Annotated in this window: 22 protein-coding genes; 13 read left to right on the forward strand and 9 right to left on the reverse strand. The window is 59.4% G+C overall.

Annotated elements, in window-relative coordinates:
• Positions 1-128: 128 nt before the first annotated feature.
• Complete coding sequence (locus KF841_02380) at positions 129-1,106, reverse strand: PhzF family phenazine biosynthesis protein (protein MBX3394193.1); 978 nt, start codon at positions 1,104-1,106, stop codon at positions 129-131.
• A 152-nt stretch (positions 1,107-1,258) separates the two neighbouring features.
• On the opposite strand from KF841_02380, the gene KF841_02385 reads away from it, so the two are divergent.
• The 5 genes from KF841_02385 (at position 1,259) to KF841_02405 (ending at position 6,858) form a co-directional block, all read left to right on the forward strand.
• Positions 1,259-1,639, forward strand: coding sequence for a DUF4870 domain-containing protein (locus KF841_02385; protein ID MBX3394194.1), 381 nt, complete (start codon positions 1,259-1,261; stop codon positions 1,637-1,639).
• 117 nt (positions 1,640-1,756) lie between these two features.
• The gene (locus tag KF841_02390; protein MBX3394195.1) at positions 1,757-3,208 is read left to right on the forward strand and encodes an MFS transporter; all 1,452 of its coding nucleotides are present in this window, start codon (positions 1,757-1,759) and stop codon (positions 3,206-3,208) included.
• A 73-nt stretch (positions 3,209-3,281) separates the two neighbouring features.
• Positions 3,282-4,601, forward strand: a complete 1,320-nt coding sequence (locus KF841_02395; GenBank protein ID MBX3394196.1) for a hypothetical protein — start codon at positions 3,282-3,284, stop codon at positions 4,599-4,601.
• Positions 4,602-4,702: 101 nt separating this feature from the next.
• Positions 4,703-5,629 (forward strand): phosphatidate cytidylyltransferase, encoded by a 927-nt coding sequence (locus tag KF841_02400; GenBank protein MBX3394197.1) that lies wholly within the window; start codon positions 4,703-4,705, stop codon positions 5,627-5,629.
• 263 nt (positions 5,630-5,892) lie between these two features.
• On the forward strand, positions 5,893-6,858 hold the full coding sequence (locus KF841_02405) for a PhoH family protein (GenBank protein ID MBX3394198.1): 966 nt from the start codon (positions 5,893-5,895) through the stop codon (positions 6,856-6,858).
• A 137-nt stretch (positions 6,859-6,995) separates the two neighbouring features.
• On the opposite strand, the gene KF841_02410 is transcribed toward KF841_02405, so the two are convergent.
• From KF841_02410 to KF841_02420, 3 genes are all read right to left on the reverse strand, one after another.
• The gene (locus tag KF841_02410; GenBank protein MBX3394199.1) at positions 6,996-7,808 is read right to left on the reverse strand and encodes a thiazole synthase; all 813 of its coding nucleotides are present in this window, start codon (positions 7,806-7,808) and stop codon (positions 6,996-6,998) included.
• A 59-nt stretch (positions 7,809-7,867) separates the two neighbouring features.
• On the reverse strand, positions 7,868-8,107 hold the full coding sequence (gene thiS, locus KF841_02415) for a sulfur carrier protein ThiS (protein ID MBX3394200.1): 240 nt from the start codon (positions 8,105-8,107) through the stop codon (positions 7,868-7,870).
• A gap of 134 nt (positions 8,108-8,241) precedes the next feature.
• Positions 8,242-8,616: a hypothetical protein gene (locus KF841_02420; GenBank protein MBX3394201.1), complete on the reverse strand. Its 375-nt coding sequence runs from the start codon at positions 8,614-8,616 to the stop codon at positions 8,242-8,244.
• Positions 8,617-8,740: 124 nt separating this feature from the next.
• Between KF841_02420 and KF841_02425 the strand changes: the two genes are divergently transcribed.
• The 6 genes from KF841_02425 to KF841_02450 all read left to right on the forward strand — a co-directional run bounded on the left by KF841_02425 (position 8,741) and on the right by KF841_02450 (position 17,800).
• On the forward strand, positions 8,741-9,052 hold the full coding sequence (locus KF841_02425; GenBank protein ID MBX3394202.1) for a hypothetical protein: 312 nt from the start codon (positions 8,741-8,743) through the stop codon (positions 9,050-9,052).
• 243 nt (positions 9,053-9,295) lie between these two features.
• Positions 9,296-10,474, forward strand: a complete 1,179-nt coding sequence (locus KF841_02430) for a PilT/PilU family type 4a pilus ATPase (GenBank protein ID MBX3394203.1) — start codon at positions 9,296-9,298, stop codon at positions 10,472-10,474.
• Positions 10,475-10,610: 136 nt separating this feature from the next.
• A complete protein-coding gene (tadA, locus tag KF841_02435) occupies positions 10,611-12,332 on the forward strand; it encodes a Flp pilus assembly complex ATPase component TadA (protein ID MBX3394204.1) in 1,722 nt (573 codons plus the stop codon).
• Positions 12,333-12,503: 171 nt separating this feature from the next.
• Positions 12,504-14,201, forward strand: a complete 1,698-nt coding sequence (tadA, locus tag KF841_02440) for a Flp pilus assembly complex ATPase component TadA (protein MBX3394205.1) — start codon at positions 12,504-12,506, stop codon at positions 14,199-14,201.
• An 82-nt stretch (positions 14,202-14,283) separates the two neighbouring features.
• The gene (locus KF841_02445; protein ID MBX3394206.1) at positions 14,284-16,089 is read left to right on the forward strand and encodes a CvpA family protein; all 1,806 of its coding nucleotides are present in this window, start codon (positions 14,284-14,286) and stop codon (positions 16,087-16,089) included.
• Positions 16,090-16,198: 109 nt separating this feature from the next.
• Positions 16,199-17,800 (forward strand): trypsin-like peptidase domain-containing protein, encoded by a 1,602-nt coding sequence (locus tag KF841_02450; GenBank protein MBX3394207.1) that lies wholly within the window; start codon positions 16,199-16,201, stop codon positions 17,798-17,800.
• A gap of 89 nt (positions 17,801-17,889) precedes the next feature.
• Here the strand turns inward: KF841_02450 and KF841_02455 are convergent, their stop codons facing one another.
• On the reverse strand, positions 17,890-18,225 hold the full coding sequence (locus tag KF841_02455) for an HPF/RaiA family ribosome-associated protein (GenBank protein MBX3394208.1): 336 nt from the start codon (positions 18,223-18,225) through the stop codon (positions 17,890-17,892).
• A 184-nt stretch (positions 18,226-18,409) separates the two neighbouring features.
• Between KF841_02455 and KF841_02460 the strand changes: the two genes are divergently transcribed.
• Entirely contained in the window at positions 18,410-19,309 is a 900-nt protein-coding gene (locus tag KF841_02460) for a LysR family transcriptional regulator (protein MBX3394209.1), read from the forward strand.
• Between the two features lie 69 nt (positions 19,310-19,378).
• Here KF841_02460 and KF841_02465 read toward each other — a convergent pair whose 3' ends face one another.
• A complete protein-coding gene (locus KF841_02465; GenBank protein MBX3394210.1) occupies positions 19,379-21,664 on the reverse strand; it encodes a CPBP family intramembrane metalloprotease in 2,286 nt (761 codons plus the stop codon).
• Positions 21,661-22,443 carry an ATP-binding cassette domain-containing protein gene (locus KF841_02470; GenBank protein MBX3394211.1) on the reverse strand — a complete coding sequence of 261 codons (783 nt, stop codon included), beginning with the start codon at positions 22,441-22,443 and terminating at the stop codon, positions 21,661-21,663. Before KF841_02470 ends, KF841_02465 begins: the two co-directional genes overlap by 4 nt.
• Positions 22,444-22,684: 241 nt before the next feature.
• On the opposite strand from KF841_02470, the gene KF841_02475 reads away from it, so the two are divergent.
• Positions 22,685-22,903 (forward strand): hypothetical protein, encoded by a 219-nt coding sequence (locus KF841_02475; GenBank protein ID MBX3394212.1) that lies wholly within the window; start codon positions 22,685-22,687, stop codon positions 22,901-22,903.
• On the opposite strand, the gene KF841_02480 is transcribed toward KF841_02475, so the two are convergent.
• A complete protein-coding gene (locus KF841_02480) occupies positions 22,854-23,834 on the reverse strand; it encodes a polysaccharide deacetylase family protein (protein MBX3394213.1) in 981 nt (326 codons plus the stop codon). The genes KF841_02475 and KF841_02480 overlap by 50 nt on opposite strands.
• 65 nt (positions 23,835-23,899) lie before the next feature.
• Positions 23,900-25,024 carry a hypothetical protein gene (locus KF841_02485; GenBank protein ID MBX3394214.1) on the reverse strand — a complete coding sequence of 375 codons (1,125 nt, stop codon included), beginning with the start codon at positions 25,022-25,024 and terminating at the stop codon, positions 23,900-23,902.
• Positions 25,025-25,164: the final 140 nt, after the last annotated feature.

The following is a 25,164-nucleotide window of genomic DNA, read 5'->3' on the forward strand; positions in this document are numbered from 1 at the left end:
GCCTCGGCCGGTCATGGCGAACTGATCGGAGGATTATTGTGTGCCCGTGTGCTTATTTCCGCACGGGGAAAATCCTGAGAAGCGGGGAGCCATACCGACGGCAGGGGACAGGCTGAAGTCGTTTGCGATCAGCAGCCTTTGTAAAGGCGGCCCGATGCGGGATCCGCCGGCAGCCGATTCAGGATGCCGGAAGCCGTGGTGACGCAGTTGCCACCGATGCGAACCTTTCGCTGAATGGCACCGTCTTCGCCCGGCTCCTCACTGACGACGACTCGCACCAGGCCGGCGCGTCCGCCGGACTTGCCTTGTGCACAGAGAAAATCCGCGCGCCCGTCGATCGTGGGCACGATGCCGCATTGGACCAGTTGCAGACCAAACGGACCATGTGCGCTGCCTGTGACGGGGTCTTCGTCGACGCCGGCATTCGGCGCGAAAAATCGCGACTGGGCCGCCACTGCGGCGGACAGGGTCTCGAAGCAGGTTATGAAGATTCCGCGCAACCCGCCCGCACGCCGGCAATACTCGATCAGTCCGCTCATTGACGGCTGCATCTGAAGCAGCACGGGGAGCGAGGTGATTGCGAAGATGATATCGTCATCGTGGGTTCGGATCGGCTTGAAGCGTGGATCGACGAGATCCATCGTGATCCCCAGGTGCGGCAGGAGCGGGGATAAATTGACTGGTGTCTTTTTTGGTTCGTTATGCGGCGCGTCGAACCAGATCGTAACGACCTGAGCCGGATCGCGGGATCTTTCCAGTCGCAGCGTGACGATGCCGCTGCGCGTTTCAATCGGGATGATGGTGCCCGGTTCATCGAAGGCGCCTGCGAAGTGCCCGTCCTCGATCACGGCGTGAAAGGCCCCGATTGTCGCATGGCCGCAGAAATTTACCTCGCACCCGGGTGTAAACCAGCGAAAGCGAAGAGCTGCGTCTCGAACGGTGGGATTGAGAATGAAGGTCGTCTCGCTGGCATTGAATTCGGCGGCAATCAACTGCATCTGACGATCGGTCAGCGCATCGGCGTCAAAGACGACGCCGGCGACATTTCCGGCGTAGGAAGAGCTTGTAAATGCGTCAACTAGCTTGAATCGCAGCGGTTCAGACATGGCGGCGGACTCCTGACGTTCTCAATACAGGTCGATGATACCTCGATGCCGCGGAGTGCGGTACGCCACGAGGCCGCTAAAAGCGAAGGGATGCGCCTGGCGCATCGCCGACCGGCCATTGTCGCCGCGCGCGGGTCGGCTAGACTAGCGACATGGACGCACCCTCGCCGCTCGGACCGACGCAACAACAGCGCAATTGGGCGATGCTCGCTCATCTGGCGGGTCTGGCGTTTCTCATGCCGCCGTTCGGCAACATCATCGGACCGCTTCTGATCTGGCAGATCAAGCGGAAAGAACTGGGCGAGTTCGTTGGGGCCAGCGCACGGGAAGCTCTGAATTTTCAGTTCTCGTTCACTGTGATGGTGATGTTCGTCGCGAGTCTGAATATTCTGCCGATCGCCCGCGTCGGCAGCGTGTCGATCCTCGGACTCTTCGTCCTGGTGCTGTTGAATCTGTATTCATGCGTCGTCGCGGCAATACGATCGAACGAGGGCGAGATCTTCCGTTACCCCTACGCCTTCCGGCCATTCTGAATAGACTGGTCGCAGGGCGGTGGTGTACGGCACACACTGCGACCATGCCGCGACGCGCATCGAACTGCCGGCGCGTCAGCAATCGAAATCCAGCTTTGGAGTGACTGAAACATGGCGATGCCCCAACCGGCCGAACAAACGACCACCGGCGCTGAGACCCTGAAGCTCAGTTGGCGGTTTCCGGCGACATTCTGGGTGGCAAACATCGCCGAGCTCTTCGAGCGGGCCGCGTTCTACGGAATGTTCATCGCCCTTTCAATGTATCTGACCAATGTGGTCGGCTTCACTGATGTTTCGTCCGGATGGGTGACCGCGGTTTTTTCATTCGCGCTGTATCTGCTGCCGCCATTCATGGGAACCATCGCCGACAAGATCGGCTTTCGCATTTCACTGATTGCGGCGTTTGTTTCGCTTGCATGCGGGTACGCCCTGCTGGGCGCGCTGCCGAACAAAATTGCGGCGGCGTTCGCGCTGGCGCTGATCGCCGGCGGCGGTGCGATCGTCAAGCCTGTCATACTTGGTACGGCGGCGAAATGTTCCGACCAACTCCACCGTGCACGCGCGTTCTCGATTTTCTACTTCATGGTCAACATCGGTGCGTTTGGCGGTAAAACGATTGCCGCGCCGCTGCGCACCGGGTTTGATCTGCCGTGGTACGGTCGCCTCGAACTGGGTCTGGTTTACATCAATTACTATGCGGCGACCATGGCGGTCATCGCCCTGCTGCTCGTCGCCCTTGCCTATCGCAATCCCGATTCGGAAGGCACCGGAAAGACACTCAGCGAGGTGATTGAGGGGTTTCTTCGCGTTTTGAGAAACGGTCGATTCATGGTGCTGATTCTCATCGTTGCCGGCTTCTGGCTGATACAAGGCCAGCTCTATGCGTCGATGCCGAAGTACATGATCCGTCTGCTTGGTGACAGCGCGAAGCCCGAATGGCTCGCGAATGTGAATCCCTTCGTTGTCGTGTTATTTGTCATGCCGATTACCCAGTTCGTTCGAAACTTCAAGCCCGAAACGTCCATCGGGATCGCGCTTACAATCATACCGCTTTCGGCACTGACCGTTGCCATGACGCCGCTATTGCAGGCGCAGACAGGTAATTCGGTATCGGTGTTGGGACTTTTCACACTGCACCCGCTCACGATGATGGTGATCATCGGCATCGCGCTTCAGGGATTCGCCGAGTGTTTCCTTTCTCCGAAGTTCATGGAGTATGCCTCGAGGCAGGCGCCCCGCGGAGAAGAAGGACTCTACATGGGATTCCAGAATCTGCCGGTGGCGGTTTCGTGGCTGGTGGGATTCATCATGTCGGGCTACCTGCTTGACGCCTTCTGCCCGGACCCCGCAAAACTGGCTGCGACGAATCCGCTTGCCCATGCCCAATGGAAATCCGCGATCGAAACCGGCAGCGAACTTCCGAGCGCCTACGCAAGCGCCCATTATATCTGGTACACCTTCGCGGCAATCGGTGGCGTCGCGCTGGTCGCAATGAGAATCTTCAACCACATCACCGGGCGGACCGATCGACTTCGCGAGGCGATGGCGGATCAGACAACAGGCGCGTGAATCAGCATGAAGCAATTCGATCTCCCGCTATAATGGCCTGTTTGATACCAAGTCAGCACGGAATGGAGCGCATATGAGAAAACGCCATCGTCATTTCATCGCAGTCGTCACCGGCGCGATGGCTTTGGGGCTGATGCTTCCGGCGGGTTCGCTAGCCGACAAACCGAAAGGCAAGCCAAGGCCGGACGGGCGCGCGACAGGCGATGGCGCATTGCGCGTTCTTCATCTTTCCGGCGGGCCACATGATCGCGGGCTGGCCCACGGCCGAAAGTTCGGCAATGAGATCATCAAACTGCTCAATGCGTTTGTGAAGACCGAGCGCTTGAGCGGCGGACCGCAAGGCTATGAGCAGAACGTCTCTCGCATCGGGTTGCTCATGACGTTCGGGCAGGCGTACCGCGACGAGATGCAGGGAATTTACGACGGCGTCCGCGAATCGTCCGGCGGCAACATGGAGATCAAGTCGCTCGGACGCAACCTGACGCCGGAGGACATTATCGCGATGAACTGCATCGCGGATTCGGCCGGCTTCGGCTGCTCCTCGTTCGCGACGTGGGGTCCGATGACGAAAACCGGCGACACGATCGTGGCACGCAACCTGGACTGGTTCTACATCCCTGAGATGGCTGCCAATCAGATTCTCGTGGTGCAGGCGCCCGATTCCGACAGCGGCCGCGCGGGATGGGTCGGAGTGACCTGGCCGGGAGCCATTGGATGCTACACGGGGATGAACGAGTATGGCGTCACCGTTTCGATGCACGATGTCTACGCCGGAGCGCCTGATCAGCCGATGGGCTTCACGCCCCGATCGCTGATACTCCGTGAAGCAATCGAGAAAGCCCGCCCGGCAACGGCAGAGCGCGATATCATGACGGTGTTGAAGGCGCACAGCGTCGCGGTCGGAAATAATATCCCCGTGGGCGTGCCATACGTCGAAGGCACCGATGCTCCGCCGTTCATGGTGTTTGAGTATGACGGCCGTCGCGGAATTGACGGCGGCGTGGTGGTCAGACGCACGGAAATGCTGAATGGCGGCGGTTCGGCCAAGTCAAACAAACGCATGGCGGACGATCGGTGCTTTGATGTATGCACCAATCATTACCGAAAGCGGCTGCCGGCAGAACGATGCACGCGGTATCAGAAACTGAACGACTCCCTGACCGATCGATCGAAGGCGGGCAAGCCGCTTGACGCGGCCGAAGCAGGTCGAATTCTCGGTCTGGCGTCGGTCGCCCCCGCGGGAAAAACGGGTGGCTTGCTAACTTATCATTCGGTGATCTTTGAGCCGAATCGCCGGACACTGCGCGTCGCCATTTGCCGCGGTCAAAGGCTGGCGACTGACTCCGATTGGACGAGTTTCAGCATCGAAAGGCTTCTGAAGGAAGGCAATTAGGCCTGGCGACACCCGCTTGTGTGGCTCCCGCGGCCGGACACAGGCACGACGAGTCGGGACGCTCAGCGCCTCGAACGCGAACTTCGGCCCCGGAACTTCGAATGCAGCAACGCCTGCTCTACGGCTCAATACTCATCGCGGCGCTGCTCGCGCTCATTTATTTCGACGGGCAGCTCGCACCGGATCCTCCGGAATTCCTTCGACGAATCGGATTGATCAGACTGGACGGCATGCTTGTCGTCGGCGTCATCCTGGCGCTCGCGATACTTGGCGTGCGGGAGATGGTCATGCTCGTCCGGGCGGCCGGCCGAGACCCGCTCTCGCGATGGCCGGTTCTGATGTGCGTGCTTTTCATCGCGATTCCATTTATCGCGGCTAACAGCACCGATTCCGCCTTGCCTCGCCTCGACGCCTCCGGCTTCGATGGCAGAATGACCCTGGCGGCGATCGTGACAACCTTCATCGGCGCGGCCGTACTGGTGGCGGCTCGCAAACGGGTCGAAGGCGCGACCGACACCATCGGTTCCACACTGTTAATTATCCTTTATGTGGGCCTGCTTGCATCGTTCCTGGTACGCATCCGGATGTTCGCGCCATCGGGCGGCGCCTGGCTCCTGCTTTACTATGTCGGCGTCGTAAAGAGTTGCGACATCGGCGCCTATTTCACAGGCCGGATGGCGGGCCGAACGAAGCTGATTGAATGGCTGAGTCCGAAGAAAACCGTGGAAGGGCTTGCGGGCGGCGTGACGTTCAGCGTCGTCGTGGCGGTGGCCGTTCCGACCATCGTTCGTGCACTGGCCGAACCGGGTTCGCCGCTGGCGGCGCAACTGCCTTCGTCGGGTATGGCCGTCCTTTTCGGTGTGACAATGGCGCTGGTGGGTCACGCGGGGGATCTGCTGGAGTCGCTATTCAAGCGGGAAGCCAGAGCGAAGGATTCCGCCTCGGCGGTGCCGGCATTTGGTGGCGTACTGGACATTATCGATTCTCCGTTGGTGACGGCTCCTTTTGCGTACTGGATCCTGATATGATGCCAGGGGACGTCTGATAAGAACCGGCCGCAGGTCACGTATTCCGGGAAATCGGAGGTAGTCCGGGGCGTCGATCAATCAGGATTCACGCCCGTTCGATGATTAAAATGCCTCGAAGCCGAACTGTTCTATCTCGAGCCTGAGCGCTGACAAAACGTTCGAGGTTCGGCGGAAAAGCGAGGGAGTGCTTGAAGCGACGATTCCGCAAGGGCCGAGGGTCAGAGGTTTCGCACCGATTGCCGCTTCGGCCGATGCAACTTGAAATGAGGGTGCCAGACATCTCCGAAATCACGATTACATTAAGCGGCAACCACGACGATCACATGCAGATACTCGGTCCCGGCGACTGCAACCTCCGTGCGGTCCGCGAAGTTCTCGGCGTGCGCGTCTTTGCACGTGGGCCCAATCTGAAAATATCGGGCGATGCAGCGGCCGTCGGAAAGGCCGCATCGGTCTTTGAAGAGTTGCAATCGCGCCTGAAGTCTCAATCTCATCTGACGATGGACGACGTGGGCGACGTGCTGGCACGGACGTCCGTCGAACCTGGAGACTCTGCCGACCTGATCGAGGTGTTTCGTCGGACCGCCGCGGTCAAGCCTCGGACTGAGGGCCAGAAGGAATATGTCCGGGCCATGTTGGAGAACGATCTCTGCGTGTGCGTAGGACCGGCGGGCACGGGCAAGACCTATCTGGCGGTAGCCGTGGCGTTGGGCCTGCTGAAGGCGGGCAAGATCAAGCGCATCGTTCTGGCGAGGCCAGCCGTGGAGGCTGGCGAGAAGCTCGGCTATCTGCCCGGCGACATGCAGGCGAAAGTGAATCCCTATTTGCGTCCGCTCTTTGACGCGATGCATGACATGATGGACTTCGACCAAATCAAGCGATTTGTCGCGAACGATGTGATCGAAGTCTGTCCACTGGCGTACATGCGGGGCCGAACGCTTAACAACGCAGTAATCATCCTAGACGAAGCACAGAACGCGACTCCGCAACAGATGCTCATGTTCCTTACGCGGCTGGGCCATCACAGTAAGATGACCATCACCGGTGATGAGAGCCAGTCCGATCTTGACGGCAAGCAGCGCAGCGGCCTGGCCGATGCCGTGCGAAGACTCTCGGGCATCGAAGGCATTTCGGTTCTGCGGCTGACCCACGCCGACATCGTGCGCCACCGGCTCGTCACCAAGATCGTACACGCCTACAACGACCAGCCGCCAAACGGCGGCGGGTAGACCGGCCCGGTCGTGTTTCATCGATCGGCGCTGACCTTCGATCCGGTGCCGCGGCGCCGACGGCCGTTTTCCGTGCAGACGGCTCAGCAGCAGCGCCGGCGGGGCGCCGAAACGGGGCGGAATTTCATCGCGGCTGTCTAGTAAACGATTGTCCCTTCGACGGGCGAACTGGCCGTGGCGTAGAGCTTTCTGGGGATGCGACCGGCCCGATGCGCGAGGTAGCCCGCATCCAGGGCATAAGCCATTGCGCGTGCCATCGCGACGGCATCTTTCGCGTGAGCGATGCCCGTATTGAGCAGAACGCCGTCAGCGCCCAGCTCCATCGCAATTGTAACGTCGCTGGCCGTGCCGACACCCGCATCGACGATTACCGGATAATCCGGATCGCCCTCCTTGAGCATTTCCAGGATGATGCGAATTGCATTGGGATTCAGCACGCCCTGCCCGCTTCCGATCGGGCTGCCAGCGGGCATGACGCTGGTTGCGCCGGCCTCCTTGAGCCGGCAGGCGGAGGCCGGATCATCGCTGGAATAGACGAGCACCTGGAATCCGTCTTTCACGAGCTCTTTCGTGGCCTGCAGCGTGGCGACCGGATCGGGAAGGAGCGTCTTCCTGTCGTGGAGAACTTCGAGCTTTACCCATGCGGCGCCGGGATTGTTCAGTTGTTCGAGAATGTCGCGGCCGAGGCGTGCAACACGAATGGCATCATCCGCCGTAAAGCAGCCGGCGGTGTTGGGAAGAATGGTGTAACGCGACGTATCAATGAAATCGAGCAGGCTGCGGTTCTGAGCGTCAAACAGTCGCTCCCTGCGGACGGCCACCGTAACAACCTCGCATCGGCTGGCTTCAAGGCATTCGCGCATGATCTCATAGGTCGCGTACTTGCCGGTTCCGACGAATAGGCGGGAGCGAAAGGACTGGGTGCCGATCTTCAGGGGGATGGGATCCATCTGGAATACCTTCGTCATACTGCCCAAGTGGCCTACGGAAACGAATACGCGGGAGCGGTTCAGCCGCCACCGACCAGCGTAACAATTTCGACGACGTCGCCATCGACAAGCGGCGTTGATTCGTATTGTGGGCGGCGTACGAGCCGCTTGTTCAATTCCACCGCGAACGGCGGCCTTGGCGATCGAATTGCAACGAGGCTCCCGATCGACGCCGGCGATGGCAGAGTAAACGACGTCCCGTTCAGATTAATCGTCACGGCAACGGTCGATACAGGGCTTGATTCCGATTCGGTCTGCATAGTTAGAGTCCGGCTTCGGTGCGGTTCACCGCGGTTCCGGAATGCCCGGTTCCGCCGAGCAAAATCCGGGCCGATTTCCGGATTATAGTGAATCAGCGCCGGAGCAACGACGCCGGCCCTGATGCGCCAGGAGATCAGCGTTTGTCGGGCACCAGCACGCGCGTGTAGCCCCAATAGCAGACATACAGGAATCCGAACTCCACGACCAGCCCGACGACGGCGAATTGAAAGTCCTGAAGAGCGAACAGCAGAATCGCAAAAGTCAGGCTGTTTATGGCAAGCGACGCAATCGCCTGCAACCTTTGTCCCGCCACGCCAGGTTCGTCGGCCCGGCATTTGCGGAGAGACCATAGAACGGCCGCCGCCAGCGTGGCGGAAAACGCGATGGTATACGGCAACAGCGTGATGACGGCTTCGGTATCGAAGCTGTTGCGAGTGGGTACCAGGAGGACGACGCAAGTCGTCACCATCGCGCCGAGAGCGGTCCAGACTGCGATAATTGCGATCATCGGCTATATTGTGGCAATTCCGATGGCCGCTGTCGAAGCTGCGCCCCGGCGTCAGCGGCAGATGAATCGGCGGAGGTAGCCGATTCCCTCTTCGACTGGGCAGGCGCGGGGTGCGTGGATAATTATGAACACCGAGCGGATGGAAAAGCTGCAAGCCCTGCTTGCCAAAGAACCGAACGACGCATTTCTCAATTTCGGCCTGGCGATGGAACTGGCCAAAGGCCGGCGCTGGGAAGAAAGCCTCGCCCAATTCGAAAAGACCATTCATCTCGATCCGGGTTACATCGCCGCCTATTTTCACAGGGGCAAGACACTGGTGAGCAAGGGCGATCTGGAAGCGGCCCGAGGAGCGCTGGAAATCGGCATCGCGAAGGCGGAGGAGTTGGGCGAATATCACTCGAAGAGTGAAATGGAGGAGCTGCTTCATTCGCTTTGATTCCGGGCGGCGCATGGGCAACGGAAAAATCGCCTTTCGCAGATTATCGCCCCACGCCGCTCCTTGATTCGCGCCTCTCAGGCCTTAGAATGAAGTTGGTTACTTCGAAAGCGACGGTTAGAACCCATCGCGATTTCAATCGTCGGTGGTTCATAATCAACTTTTGAACCCTCCCGCACAGCAGCCGGACGCATACCGGCGCTTCATGATCCGTATAGAAGAGGTCTCGTCATGTCCGTCGAAATGGAAGGGGAACTTCATTCAGCCAACGACCCGAATCCGGTTGACATTCATGAAGTTCATACTCAGGACAATATACAGAAGCCGAAGAATCCGCAGATCAACCGCCTTTTCAAGGCGTGCTGCAAGCTCGAAGCGAGCGACCTTCACCTGAAGGCCAATTCTCCACCGCGATTCCGGCTCGGCGGCGATATCCGCCTGGCGCAGGAACCGCCGCTATCGAGCGACGATATCGACGACCTGATCTTCGAGGTCATCAGCGAGCGCCAGAAAAAATATTTCTTCGAGCACGGTGCGCTCGACTTTGCCCACCAGGTGCCGGGACTGGACCGCTTTCGCGTCAACGTCTTTCGACAGCGAGGGATGACGTCGGTGGCGGCACGCCGGGTTACCAAAAACATCCGCACGTTCGAGGAACTGGGTGTTCCGCCCACACTTCGCTCGCTGGCCAAACTGCATCAGGGCCTGATCCTGCTTGCCGGCATTACCGGCTCCGGCAAGTCCACGACGATTGCAGCGCTGTTAAACGAGATCAACGAGAATCGCGCGTGTCACATCGTGACTGTCGAAGACCCGATCGAGTACATCTTTGAAGACAAAAAGGCGTTTATCAATCAACGCGAAATCGGCATCGACGTCCAGGATTTCCATGCCGCACTGAAGTACCTCATGCGCGAAGATCCGGACGTCGTGCTCGTCGGTGAAATGCGAGACCGCGAAACGTTTGAAGCGGCCATGCACGCCTCGGAAACGGGCCACCTCGTGCTGGGAACCATTCACGCGTCCAGCGCCTCTCAGACCATTACCCGCATTCTCGACCTCTTTCCGGAAGAGGCGCGCGGACTGATCCGACAGTCGTTGACCTTCAACCTGAAGGCCGTGATCTGTCAGAAGCTGCTGCCAAGCATCCATCCGCAGCGATCGCGCATTCCATGCTGTGAAATCATGATCGTAAATGCGGTCATTCGAAAGCTGATTGCCGAAGGTCGCGACTTTGAAATTGCCGCGGTCCTCAAATCGTCAATTCATGACGGAATGCAGGACTTCACGGAGGCGCTGTACCAGCTCGTTCAGCAGGAATACGTGGATGTCAAGTTGGCAATGGAAGTCGCCCCGAGCCCGGACGAGCTCAAGATGCGGCTCAAGGGCATCCGAACGGGCGCGGGCATGATTCTGGGATGAGCGCCGGGCCTGCGCGACGACATTTTCGGCGCGTCGCATTTTTTGCGATCGCCGGAGCCTGCCAGCACCGGGCGCATTTGTGGTGCAACCTCGAACGCGCGACCAGTTGAGGTGAGGGTCGGGGATCGCTGCAAGCATGCCACGAATTGAGATACTCACTGAAACCGAATCGCAGATAGTCCCGTTCAACGGGCCGACGCTCCGAATTGGCCGCGACGCCGGAAACGATGTCGTCCTCAACGAGAAGCTCGCATCGCGCCAGCACTGCATACTTGAGGTTGAAGGCGGCAACTTCCGCATCAAAGACCTGAAGAGCTCGAACGGAACCTGGGTCGGCGACAATCGGATCATCGAGGCCTCGGTTGATTTCGGCGATATCATCCGCATCGGCAAGACCCGCCTGCGCCTGCTTCCCGACGAAGTCGTCGGCAAAAAGGGCAGGAAGGTGCCCACGGCGGTGGTGGTCGAGGACTCGCCCGAGGAACTGCCTTCACCGGCCCCGGGGGACAATACCGTCGCCACCACACTCGCCGCACGGGCACTCGCGGCCGGCCCCCTATCAAAACAGCTTGCGCCCATGATGCTGGCCGTCGCGAATGTGCCGCGTCCGCCCGGATCGCCGGACACAGCCAAGGACTTCCGCCTTCTAAGCCGACGCGGCCAGGAATTACAGGTCAAGAGCCGGTCCGGCGATGAGAGCGTCGGCGAATCGGTCGAAGCGCTTCGGCAGTTGCTGTTTGTGGCATTTCGCACCCGGGCAACGGACATTCACATCGAGCCGAAAGGTGCCACGATCAGCGTGCGTTTCCGAATTGACGGTCAAATGCACACGGTCGGGCAGATGTCATCCCGGATGGGCGTCGGGGTGCTCAATGTCATCAAGGTGCTGTGCGAGGCTGACATCTCCAAAAAACAGATCGTGCAAGAAGGCAACTTTTCGGTGGATCTTGCGTCGCGCCGGGTCGATTTTCGCGTGAACATGACTCCGACGGTTCACGGGCAAAAACTTGCGCTTCGTTTCCTTGATAAGGGCACTGTTCCCGATCATTTCAGCGGTCTGGGCATGACAGAGCGGGCCGTGATGGAGATGGAGCGCGTCACGTCGCAGGACTCGGGCATGGTCATTCTCGCCGGTCCGACCGGCAGCGGGAAAACCACGACGCTGTATACGGCCCTCAAGGGCATTAACGCCGAGACGCGCAATATCATCACAATCGAGGACCCGGTCGAATACGAACTCGCGAATACGACGCAAATATCGATCGACCCACGTCACAACCTCACCTTCTCTTCGGTGCTCAGCTCAGTCCTGCGCCAGGACCCGGACGTCATTCTCGTCGGCGAAATTCGTGACCAGGAGACGGCCAAGATGGCGATGCAGGCCGCCACGACCGGTCATCTCGTCCTGACGACGATCCATGCCCGTGACACCGTGGGAACGATCTTTCGCCTGCTCGATCTGGGCGTCGAGCCGTTCCTGATCGCCAGCGCGGTCACGATGTGTATTTCACAGCGGCTGGTGCGGACCCTCTGCGACAACTGCAAGCGTCCCTTCAAGCCCGACGCGGCCATGATCCGCGCGATGAAAATCGAAGGCCGGCAGTATGGCCATTTCTACGACGCCGTGGGTTGCAAGAAGTGCATGAACGTCGGCTATCGCGGCCGGACGGCGCTTTTTGAAATGCTGATGTTCAATCCACAGCTCCGCGACGTGATTCTCACCAGACCGACCATTTCCGATATTCGCAAGGCCGCCGGAGAGTGGATGTTTGAAACGCTGACCGAGTGCGGATTTCGGTATGTGATGGAAGGTAAAACCACTTTTCAGGAGGTCGACCGGGTATCGGGAATGGCCTAGCCAGTGTCAGGGCGTCCGCCCCGGCGGGACCGCACAACGCCCGAAAACCAGTCCGCCAGGGTTGAAGCCTGCAATCGCCTTTTGCCGTTCCAATCTCGGCGGTCATTCCTTACAATCATTCGATTCAAGCCGACCGAAACCGAGCACCAGACCTGAAACCGAAAAACGCTAATGACAGACCAATTTGTCCCTGACCGACTCGTTTCGCCCTTGCTCGCGGCGCTGCCGACCGACGAGGGGGGCTATTTCGCGATCTGGAAGATCATCATCTACGCGTTGTGCGTCGTCCTCTGGGCGCACACGGCGGCGTGGTCGGATAAAGACTTGCGCCTGCTCCGGGTCCCACTGGGGTTCTGGGTGCCAGCGATCTTTTTTTCGGGCGTGCTCGGCCTCGTGCTCTGGCTGGTCATTCCTCTTTACTTTGTCGGCATCCTGATCTTCGCCGTGACGTTCGGTCCGGCGGCTATTTCATATGTCGTGTTTCGGAATCGCCGCGTGGCTCCGGCCAAGACCGTTTTGACATCCGCGCACATCAAGCGAATCGCCTCGGGGCGATCGAAAGAGAGCACGGAGGAGGCCCTCAGCGGCAAAGACCGCACGCGCATCAAAGGACCGGACGGTAAGCAGCCGGCCTGGCCGACGGATCCGACTGAGCACGCGGCGTACCAGGCGACGCAGGACCTGCTGTTCGACTCAATCTGGCGGCGTGCGAGCGATGTGCTGATTGACATGATTCCCAACGAGCCGCTCAAGATCATGTACAAAATCGACGGAGTCGATCGCACGCGGGATCCGCTCGACCCGGAAACCGCGCCGCGCGTCATCGGCCATCTGAAGCGCATCTCGGGGCTCAATGTTGAGGAACATCGTCGCCCGCAACAGGGCAAGTTCAAGGCGACCATCGGCGCTGGAGCCGGCGCGGAGCGGACGGTGGATGTCGATGTGAAAACGTCGGGCAGCACCGCGGGCGAGCGAATGCTCCTCAAGATGTTCTCAGAGGAAGCGAAATTCCGGATTCCTGATCTGGGGTTCACCAAGGCGCAACTGCCCGTATTTGAGGAAGCGATTCAACAGCCCAAGGGTGTCGTCATCGTAAGCGGCCCCCGCGGCAGCGGTGTTACGAGCAGCCTTTACGCGATCCTCCGCTCGCACGACGCCTTCATGCAGAACATCCACTCGCTCGAATTGTCCAAATCAATGGACCTCGAGAACATCACTCAACACGTCTACGACAGCTCAGACGGCACGGTCAGCTTCGGTCGTCGATTCCGATCGATCCTTCGGACCGAGCCGGACATCGTCATGGCGGGCGACACTCCCGATGCGGAGACGGCGGCCCTTGCGGCGGCAGCAGGCCGCCAGGGCAAAAAAGTCTATCTGGGCATGAACGCGAGCGACACATTCGTGGCACTGCGGCGATACCTGCAAAGCGTCAACGACAACGCCCTCGCCGCATCAAGCCTCATCGCGATTACCAGCCAGCGTCTGGCGCGCGTACTCTGTGCGCAATGTCGACGCGCCTACAAGCCGGACCCGAACCTGCTGAAGAAGGCCAACCTGGCTGAGAATGAGAATCGCCCATTTTACAAGCCGCCCAATCCCGACGAGATCGAGGTCGATAAACAAGGTAATCCGATACTCTGTCCGGCCTGCCAGGGATCGGGATACATCGGACGGACGGCGATCATCGAGTTGTTCGTGCCGGATCAGGAAATCCGCAACATGGTTGCGCAAGGCGCGCCGCTGCCAAGCATCAAGGCGGAGGCTCGCAAACGCGGCATGCTTTACCTCCAGGAAGTCGGCTTGCACAAAGTGTATGAGGGCCAGACGGCGATTGCCGAAATCCTCCGCGTAACCAAGGAAGCCTGAGGTGGCGGATTCGGCCGCTGCTGCGGCATCGTCAATCCGGGGCATGGCCCCACGCCTCATTTGAAATTACTGGGTGACTGCGATGCTTTTTTCTCTCGTCGTGTTTCTCATGGTCGTACTGGTTGGAGCCTTCTGGACCTATCAGGGCTTCTTCAGCGCGCTGATCATGTTCTTTGAGTCGGTGATTGCCTGCATGCTGGCTTTCGGCTTCTTCGAACCGGTCGCCGGAATGGCTGACGGTTCGCTCGGCGGCCCCGGAATCGAGCAGCCAGTCAGCTTCATGGTCATCTTCCTTGCCGCCCTGGGGATCATGCGCACAGCAACGGATAAATTGATTCACGGGACCGTCACGTTTCCTCCCGCCGTCGATCGCGCTGGCGCGGCTGTGGCAGGATTCTTCGCAGGGATGATCATCATCGGGAGCACATTGACAGCGATCCAGATGTTTCCGATCGGTTCCGCGATGTTCGGCTTTGAACGCTATTCGGTCGATGCCAATGGCCGCACGCGAAAACACAGTCTGGGTGTTGTTCGACCGGACGAATTTGTCTGCTGGCTGGTGTCGGCCTTGTCCAACGATCGTTTCGGGGGCGACGTGCGATTCTCGGAATCGAAGCCGAACTACATTCAGTCACTTTATTCGTCCCGCGCGGTTCCGGCGAGCGAAGAGCGCATCTTCGTCAAACCCGGCGACATCAAAGTCAATGCCATGTGGCAAGCAAGTGAGATCGACAAACCCACGCACGGAGTGGAAGACAACACGCTGGTCCGCAACTATGCGTCCCATGGCCCCGAGGGAGCCAACACGACCTTCCTCATCTGCAATGTGTCGATCAACAAAGGCGCTTCCGGCGAAAAGTCGAATGGGGAAATCCGATTCCGTGTTCCGCAATTCAGGCTGGTTGGCCCGCCGCGACAGGATGGCGTTGGCGGCCCGCCATCGGTCTACATGGCCTGCGGCATGACCGACCTTTATACGCACCGCAAGCTCGGACCGACGGCAGTGACGACGGATCAGCGAAAGCGGCTCTGCCTGTTTGGGCCGCTCACGGACTTCATCCTCGGAGACAAGTTCACGAACGTCGTGTCGGATGGCGACAGTTTCAAGTTTGATGTCGCGTTCGAAGTGCCTCAGGACTTCCAGCCGTGGTATCTGGAGTTCAAGCGCGGTGGTCGCTTCGATTTGACGGGCAAGAAGCTATTGAAGGAGCCGCCGTCGTATGCGTCACGTCCCCTTGGTCAGGGCGGCAAGCAGGGCAAAGTCAAGCGGCAGGAGAATAAGCTCGTTGGCGCAGCGCCCGGAGGAGCCCTTCACGTCGCCGATGCAATTGAAGAACGCACCGGGGTGTCGGATGACATTCCGATCCCCCTTGAAAAGAATGACCCTGTGATTGCAAAGCACCTGTTCCAGGGCAAGCTCGGTGGTGATGATTGTCAATTCTGGTACGAGCCAAAGCCGTATGTGCTGGAGCCGAGCGATCGGGTCGAGAAATTCTCTGTGCCCGAGGACAAGCGAATGGTCCAGATCGGTGCGGAAGTTCTCAAGCAGAGCAATATGTACTCCCGCGCCATCGGGTTCGCCAACCGCGTGACGGCGCAGATCCAGATCACGGACACGGAAGGCAACGCCTACTTCGCCATCGGGCAATATGCCGCCGTTGAAATCGAGGGCACCTTCAAGATCGAGATCCAGTACTACCCGAACGCCGAGGTTCCCGAACGCTGCCTGAAGAAGCCGACGAAGGTCACCCACAGCCTAATGACAAAGGCCGGCCCCGAGAACACGCGGTTCGGATACCTGTTCCTCGTTCCTCCAGGCGTGAAGATTGTCAGCTTCAATGCGGGCAGCGGGAAGTCGCAGGAACTGGACATCGAGGTACCGAACTAACCTGGTCCGAGCGATCTGTGAGCGCGTCCTGAGCGCCGCGCTCGAGGTTCCCGCCCCTGTGCAAGGCCCACTGTGGGCACTCGGTACTTTCGGATGGAGCCGATGGACCGTGAGCAACTTTCAGTCAGATCAAAATCCGCGTGAGCACGTCGTTCTATTCCAACGGGCGTCGTGGAACCGCGCGCCGTCTGACCGACGCCCGTTGATTCGTCAGCGTCGCCGGATGGGACATGGTCTGGGATGCGCGGCATGTGCCGCAGCCATCGGATTTCTGTCCTGCCTTCCACGGACCGCGGCCGAAGACGGCTCGCCGCCCGAATCACCGACGACGAGCCGCTCGACATCTCAACCGGCCGGGGAACCGGCTGCCGAAGAGACGCCGGGAACTAACGACATCGCCATCCTGCTCGAAGGCGAGGATCTGCTCCGCCGGGTTCAAAACGCCGTTTCCTCGCTTGTTCGAAAAGTCGAGCCCAGCGTCGTAACCATTCAGGCCGATCGCAATCCGTCCGGGCTTGGGCAACGCGACGATTGGGCCCCGCGCGCGTGGATCAGTACCGGCGCCGGTGTGATAATCCGCGACGACGGCATGATCCTCACCAGCCAGCACGTCATCGACAAAGCGACACGAATCAACGTTGTTCTACACGACGGCCGCTCCATCCGAGCCATGCCCATCGCCGAGGATCGCCGTGCTGATCTGGCGGTGATCCGGATTCAGTCGGAAAATCTACGCGCGGCGGACCTGGCGGAGGACGACTCGGCGCGGCGCGGCCACATCGTCGTCGCGCTGGGAAATCCACTTGGGCTTTCGGGCGACGGACAGGCAGCCGTCAGCCATGGGATCATCAGTGCGATCGGACGCCCGCTTCCGGAGAACTTCGGCCGTGACGAAGACCGGTATTACGGCGACATGATTCAGACGACGGCGCCGATCAATCCGGGCAATTCGGGCGGCCCCCTCATTGATGTGCGCGGCCGGGTGATCGGCATCATCACGGCGGTCAGCACGCGGTCAGACGGTCACGACGGCATCGGTTTCGCAGTGCCGATCAACCGACACACGCGATCCATCATCAATAAGCTCCTCCGCGGCCAGCAGGTCGAATATGGCTATCTGGGGGTGGAGGTAGAGCCGATCGATGAACGACGGCGCGCGGTGGCGGCCCTGCCGTCCGGCGAGGGCGTGGTCATCACGACCGTGTTCCCGGGCGGCCCGGCGGAGCGTGCCGGCGTTCGCGGAGGGGACGTCGTGGCGAGCGTCAACGGCGAGGCGATCAAGTCGGTGGAGCACTTCGTCCGAACAATCGGCTCACTCGGTCCGAACCATGTGGTCGGCCTGAACTATGTGCGTAACGGCAAGCAACGAACCGCAAGAATCACGCTGGTACGGCGGCCATCCGCGGATCCCAAGCCGCTGCCGGATGTGATGATTTCGTTCCGTGGCGCGGAACTTGGGACGGTGCCGCAGTCAACACGACTGATCGCGAACCTGCCGGACAACGCGCTGCTGGTTCTGCGAGTGGATGCGGATTCCCCGGCCGACCGATCGGGCCTGACGCCCGGCGACATCATCGTGCGTATCAACGGCCAACCGCTCACCGAGGAATCGATCTCGGCGCTCAAAGAGGACGGCGCCGACGTATTGCTGGGAATGGGCAACGGTGGGTCGGTCGTCGTGAGCAGCCGTCGCGGCCGCCCTTCGAGATAAACGATTGGGTATTCGGCCGATCGTAATCCCGGCCCCGTGCCGAGCCGACGAATCGTCCGCTCAACACGGGGTGCCGACAAACAGATTTCCTACTGGCGTGAACCTGACGGTCGCCGCCTGATGTCGCGACGGCGCTCGAAGGTGTCGCGAATGCGCCGGGCGAGGCGATCCGCCGCTCGGCTCACGGCAGTCTCTGTTTCAGCGTCAATGACGTCAACAATCACGGACCCGGATGATTTCAAACGCGCTTCCAGGCTACAGTGGCGATCCAAGCCACCGCGTGGGCCATTTTCATCCGACAGCACCGCGCGAACCTCGGTTAATCGGGAAGCAAACCGCCCGAGTGCATAGGCGAGCCTGCGCTCGATCCACTCACGAAGCTGGGTGTTGATCCTCATGTTGCGCGTCTGAAGCACCAGATTCATGTCTGACCTCCATCTGAAGCGGAGCAGGATCATTCCTGCTCTCACTGTAATATACGGATTGCCCGACAGATCTGTTTCATAGATAATCTAAATCGTGTTTATCTATAAAATAGAATGATTGCCGGCGGCCGAATCACGGTCCTTTTGCACGCGATAATCGGGCCGGTGAACCCAGGAATCCCCCATGATCGAACTGAACTATCTTCACCTGCAACATTTCTGGGCCGTCGCACGCGAGGGCAGCATCGCCGCGGCCCAACGAAAGCTGATGATTTCCCAGTCGACGCTCTCCATGCAGATTCGCGATCTTGAGGCCGCTCTCAAGGCAACCCTGTTCCACCGGCGCGGACGAAAGCTCGTTCTCACTGCGGCTGGCAAGGTGGCCTTTCGATATGCCGATGACATCTTCACGTTGGGACGCGAGTTGATCGACTCGCTTTCCGGTCGTATAACGCGCGGCCCCCTTCCGTTTCTGGTGGGCGTGGCCGACGCGATACCCAAGGTGGTTGCATACCGTCTGCTTCGTCCGGCGCTTGAACTGCCTGAGCCGATCACCCTATCTTGCGTGGAGGGGCGACCCGCCGCCCTGCTTGCCCAGCTTTCAGACAACGAACTCGACGTGGTGATACTTGATTCGCCGCTCGCGCCGACCGTGCGCGGACGTGCGTTCGGACACCTGCTCGGTGAATGCGGTGTCGGCATATTCGGCGCGCAAGCGTTAGCGCGAAACTGTCAGCGGGAGTTTCCGAAATCGCTCGACGGACAACCGTTCGTTCTGCCTGCCAGGTCGTCGACGCTTCGTGCGGGCCTCGATCACTGGTTCGAGAAATCCGGCATCAGGCCGCGCGTCGTGGGCGAATTCGAGGACTCCGCCTTGTTGAATGTGTTCGGCCAGCACGGTGTCGGCTTGTTTGCAATGCCGACGGTCGTCGCGCGCGACCTGCGCCGACTACATGGTGTGATTCCCGTGGGCCGGGTGCCGGATATCAAGGAGCGTTTCTTTGCAGTCTCCGTTGATCGAACGTTCGCGCACCCGGCTGTGGGAGCGATCGCCCGACAAGCGAAAGAGGTGATCTTCACTTGATGGCGTGAACCGCACCGTATGCCGCCAAGCCGATTGCACGCCGTTTGAACCAGCATGACCCGGGCCTGCTCAGGCCGTGCGGCGCCGAGCCAGGGCGAAAGCTGCAATCCCAAGCATGAACGTCAAGAGAAATGCAGCGGTCCGGACATCAAGATTGAGTCGGCCGATCTCTTCCGCAGTCTGCGGCAATCCGAAAAATCGAGGAATGATCGGAAAAGTCTCCGCAGCAACGGAAAGGGCATTGTGCGCGGCGTGCACCAGGATTGACAGAAAAATGGATCCCGATCGAAGGCAGACCCACGCGAGCACCATTCCCATCACGCCGGTGACCGGAATCTTCTCCAGCTGAAAGTGAAAAAGTCCAAAAATCGCCCCGACGATTATAACGGTCTTCCACTGGGCGACTCGCTCGCGCAGGCCGCCAAGAAGGAAACCGCGGAACAATAACTCCTCGCAAATTCCCGGTGTGATGGCGAAGACCAGGACGATGATCCACCACGGAGAATTGCCGAACAAGATCGCCTTCTGTTGCTCGAGTGCGTGGACCAAGTCGGTTGCCGGAAAAAAGTGGAACTGGATGCGCTGGAGGAGTGTCACGACCGGGGTCATCGATACCGCCAGCAGCATCGCGCCCGCCACATGCGGTAGCGATGGCATTCGAAGCGAGAAAGTCTCTCGAATGTCAGTCCGTGCGTACCACGACAGCAGCACGGCTGGTAACGCCAACAAACCGATCTGCGTGATGACAAGCACGACTTGATTCCGCGCGGCTGACTCAGTGCCGATCAGGCCGGCCTGGGCATAGAAATAGAACGGGAACAACAGGGCAACAGTCAGAAGCGCCATCGCCGACGAAGGCAGCTTCTGCGGCCGCAGGTAGCGCCGCACAAACAACGTCTTGTACGAACCCACATCGCTGAAGAGGACCGACTCGTTGCCGTAAACGCGGTTCGCCACCACGACGGCTGCCGCCGCATAGAAGCACGTCGATCCGAGGCAAAGCACCATCGCGGCAACGTTGTGGTTTCCAAGGAACAATTCGCGCATCAGCACGACGATATTCGCAACGGGAATGACCAGCATCACGCCTTCCAGCTTGATCGTCGGCATATAAGACACGATCATCGCAGGCACGATCGCCGACATCATCACGGGCATCATGTAATTCTGCGCTTCCTTGAAGGTGCGAGCGAAGCTGCATACCGCAAGCATGACGGCGCTGAACAGCACGGCAAACGGAATCATCGATGCAAGCACCACCGGAGCAGCGCTCGCGATGAAGCCAACCGACTCGGCCGCCGCCCGTTCAATGGACCGGCGGCGTTCAATGTTCGAGCGCTGCTGTCCTGCAAATTCAGTCGCGCCGGGTCCAGGCTCACCGACGATCATGGCTTCGACGCTCAAGCCGACCGAATCCGATTCGGGCTTCATCGTCGAGAAGAGCTTGTCCATGCCGCTGAAGTGAATCACGGCGGTCATCGATGCGAGATTGAGCGCCGTCGTCGTCATTGCGATCGTCACGATCACGCCAAACTTGCCCGCGACGATCTGCCCTACGGGAACCGGCGACACGGCCAACGTCTCCAGTGTGCCGCGCTCCCGCTCGCCTGCGGTCAGATCAATTGCCGGATACATCGCACCGGTCACCGTCATGGTCACGAGAAGGAACGGGACGATCATCGCCAGTGCCTTGGCAAACTGGCGGTCGGGGCTTGTGGTTGAAATGCTGTTCGCCGCAAGAGGCGACAGGAGTTGATCACTTCCAGCAACCGATCGGACACGCGCGCGAACGATTCGTTCCATCTCATTGCCGAAAATAAAATTCAGCTGGCGATACATCACGTCCGACAGCGGGTTCGTATCGTTATAGAGAATCTGCACGACACGGTTGTGCCTGTCGGCGAAGTGCTCCGGATCCGGGGGCGGGTTGACGAGCACGCCGACATGGTAGCCGCCACGCGAGACCCGATCCCACATCTGATCCGCCGGTACCACGTCGATCGTGATCTGATCCCAGCGCAGTCGCGTTTGAAACGCGGCGGCCGCATTCTCCGGTGCGCGCCCGACGCGTTTTGCGGCCTCCTCGGTCAGTCGCGCCTCTTCGGCGCGGGCGTCCTCTTCACGTTTGAATACCCCATCCAGCCAGGCGCGATGGTCCTGGTCCGGCACACAGACGAGATAATGTTCCTTCTCCTGCCGCCCTGCCTCACTCTTGAGCGCCTCTACCAGCACGACCATGAGAATCGGATATAGAACGATTGGCACCACGACCATCGCCATCAGGGTGCGGCGGTCGCGGAGCGTTTCGATCAACTCTTTTCGAAAGACAGTCGAAACACGACGATATCGATTCATTCCGGGCTCTCCGCCGTGTCGTTCGGCACGCCCGTCAGCACATGCTCCGATTGACCACACAGTTTAAGAAAGATTTCACTCAGGCGGCGTTTGCCGGACGAGGCCTGAAGCGAGGCCAGATCGCCCGTCCCGACGAGACGACCGTCATGAATCATGCCGAATTCATTGCAAAGCGTTTCGGCCTCATCGAGATAGTGCGTTGACAGGATAATGGCCTTGCCGCGTGCGCCCTCGGCTCGAATGAAATCGAGTACAACGCGATTCGTGAGCACGTCGAGTCCGAGTGTCGGCTCATCCATGACCAGAATCGGCGGATCGCCCATCAGCGCCCGAGCGATATTGGTTCGCTGTTTCTGGCCGGTGGACAGCCCGCCGCAGCGCAGATCTGCAAAGGATTTCATATCGAGCCATTCGACCAGTTCAACGATGCGGCGCTCGATTGCTTGCCGCTCCATGTCAATCAGTTCACCAAAGTATCGAAGCAGCTCACGCGGGCTGAGTCGTTGATAAAGCCCGGTGCTGGCCGTGAGGTAGCCTAACCGCCGTTTGGCCTGCTCGCGCTCCGATTGAACGTCGAACCCCGCCAGACGCGCGGACCCCGATGTGGGGGTGAGCAAGCCACTGAGCATTCGAAGGGTCGTGGTTTTCCCCGCGCCGTTGGGTCCCAGCAGGCCGTAAATCCGGCCTGGCGCAACTGAGAAAGTCACACCGTCCACGGCCCGCTTGTCCCCGCCTTCAGTGGTGGGGAAAACCTTGGTGAGTGCTTCAACTTCAACGATTGGTCGGTCCATTTCGTGGTTTCGACTCCTTGATCGGCTACTCTAGCGGCAAATAAGAGCCTGTCATCTGAACGTCCTATAAGCGCCAGCGAAAACGTTTTTCTTGTACAATTCGATCGATCTTATTGGACCTTTATTGATTCGGCGGGACTTGAATCGTATATCATTTGAGTATCTGTCCGCAGTGAAGCCGAAAAGGGTTCGGGCCTCGTCGCCCCGAGAAGTATTTAGGAGCTTTTTGATGGGAATGCGCGACCGCCTTGATGCCGTCATGGGCCGAAGGAGTCAGGTTGAGCAGGAGTTGAACGACCTGCGTCAAACCCTTGACCAGACTGAAAACTCCGCACTTCATGATCTGGAAGCCGTGCTTACTCACGAACTGGAGGTGATTCAGGCCCAGATCAACCAAATCAACGGCTATCTGCACAATGTGGAGCAGGTTGCTCCCAACGCGGGCTAACGCGGCACGCCGGCAGGTCATTCGTATCCAGTCGGGCCAGCTCCAGCGGCCGCGACAGGTCGGCATTCGTTCCGACTCGCGTCGTGAAGCCGACCGCACAACCTCGCTCTTTCAACAGACTCAACGTCGTGGCATTGTAACTACCATAGGGGTAACACATCATCCAGTTCGCCGGCCGCGTTCCATGTACGCGCTCCAGAAATGAAAGCGTCCGCTCCAATTCGCCACACTGATCCGATTCGCTCAAGTGCTCCAACCAGACGTGTCGTTCGCCGTGGCCGCCAATTTCCATGCCGGCATCGCGCATCTGTCGAAGCTGATCGATCGTCAAATAGACTTCGTCGCAAAAAGTGCATTCGTCTTTCGTGACGGTCTCGCAAAAGAGCCGGTCGGCGACCTCGCTGCGCACCGGCAGCGGCAAACCGTGCTGCAAAAGGCGCTTGATGAATACGACGTTCGGCGCATCAAAGCGACTGGCGGCCGTATATCGCTTTTTCAACTCGGCATCTTCTGGAATGTCATGTTCACGGCGGAACTCGGCAACGACGCGCAGAATGCGTCCTTCGAGTGCATCGAGGTCGTCACTCACCGCCAGGATAAAGTGCACTTTGTGAACATCAAGCATCTGTCGTCGCTCGACGGCCATCGCCGACGGAAAGAAGGCGGCCGACCAGCCTCGCGCGGACAACCGCGGAAACACGATCCGATGATGATCGATCAACCCGTCGTCGAAAGTCAGAAGACATGCACGCGGCGGCAAGGGCTTTTTGCCCATTGCGGCAGCCACGACATCCGCCGACGAGCAAACATGGAAGTTTGCAGCGATGTAATCGAGCTGGGCGTCAAATTCATGCACCCGCCTCGCTTTGAGACCGTAACGCGACGTCGAAGCCGTCTCGCGCACGTAATGGTACATGACGACGGTCAGCAAAGAGTCACTCCCGAGAATTGCGCGATCGGCCGATGCCGGTCATACCCTTCCGACTTCGCGATGGATCAATTCGGGCGATCCATGTCGCCGTCAGATTTTGTTACATAGAGATCATCGGCCGTCAGCAGGGAATCGCTCAACGTGGAATGCTCGCAGGTGATTCGGAAAGCGCCGCTCATCGCAAAACGACTCTGTTCCAGCGGCTGAAACCGGCAAGGAAAGATCGGCCCCGTCGGCTCCACGCCACAACGTCGAAAGCCGACGGCTTCAAGCGAAACGGCGAACTGCGGAGCTGCACAATAAAAATCAGCGAACGCCACGCCGAATTCCTGCGCGTCCGAGGCGATGCGACGCGCAAGCGCCAAGCCGGCACGCTCATTCGCCAGAAATTCGACGATTCGCATCACACGCACTGAACTGCCTGCCACCGTCTCGATCCGATAGACCGCTGTTCCGCAAAGGCATCCCCGCTCATCGCGTGCTGACAGTCTTTCATAACGGAAGGTCGGATGTTCGGCATAGCGCCAATTCATATACGCGGCATCGCGATTGGTGCCGATCAGTCGAGGAGCGAGTTGCCGATTCCAGAATTCGTCCCACTTCGCCGTGAAGCGGTGCTCCATTCGCTCGACCAAAATGCCGTGAAAATCATCCGCATCCTGATTCAACACGATCCGAAACGCTTGAAGGTCGCCCGGCGAACAGTGGCCGATTAAATTTGAAGTGGATTCGATATTGAAGATGCCGATCCATCTGGGTAAATCGTCCATCACCTGGTAACGCAGGCCGCGATAGATTCTTGCCACGCGGTCGTTAATTCCCAAAACGCCGATCGCCTCAGGCGCCAGATCGTGCAGCATTCCGAGCAACTCCAGTCCGGCGGAGGTTGAACGCGCCTGTTCAATGACATGCCAGATCGCCAGCCAGCAGCCGCGCAGTAATCGACCGCGCAGATTGAAGCCGACCGGGATCAGCCCCAACATTCCCACAATCTGATCGTGTTCGAGTGCCAGCAGGATGGACGGTCCGTCGAAACCGAGTTCCGAGGCTCGGGGAGGACTGTGCTGCCAGAACAGCAGGTTACGATCGTGCGAAAGGATGTGTCCTGCCCGCCAATGTTCGCCCAGGAAGCGCTGGACCGCGTCCGTATGATGGTTGGAACAGCGTTCGATTCGAATAGAGCCGGACATGATGATTCCCGCAATGGTCGAGAAGCGATACCATCACAACACCCCATCGGAAACCGGTCAACGAAATTCACGAGAAAGTTGGTTATCATGCCACTTTGGCGTACAAACAGAGCATCAGGGCTGTTTTGGAGGATCCAGGC

The sequence above is a fragment of the Phycisphaerae bacterium genome, assembly GCA_019636475.1.
GTDB lineage: Bacteria > Planctomycetota > Phycisphaerae > UBA1845 > UTPLA1 > JADJRI01.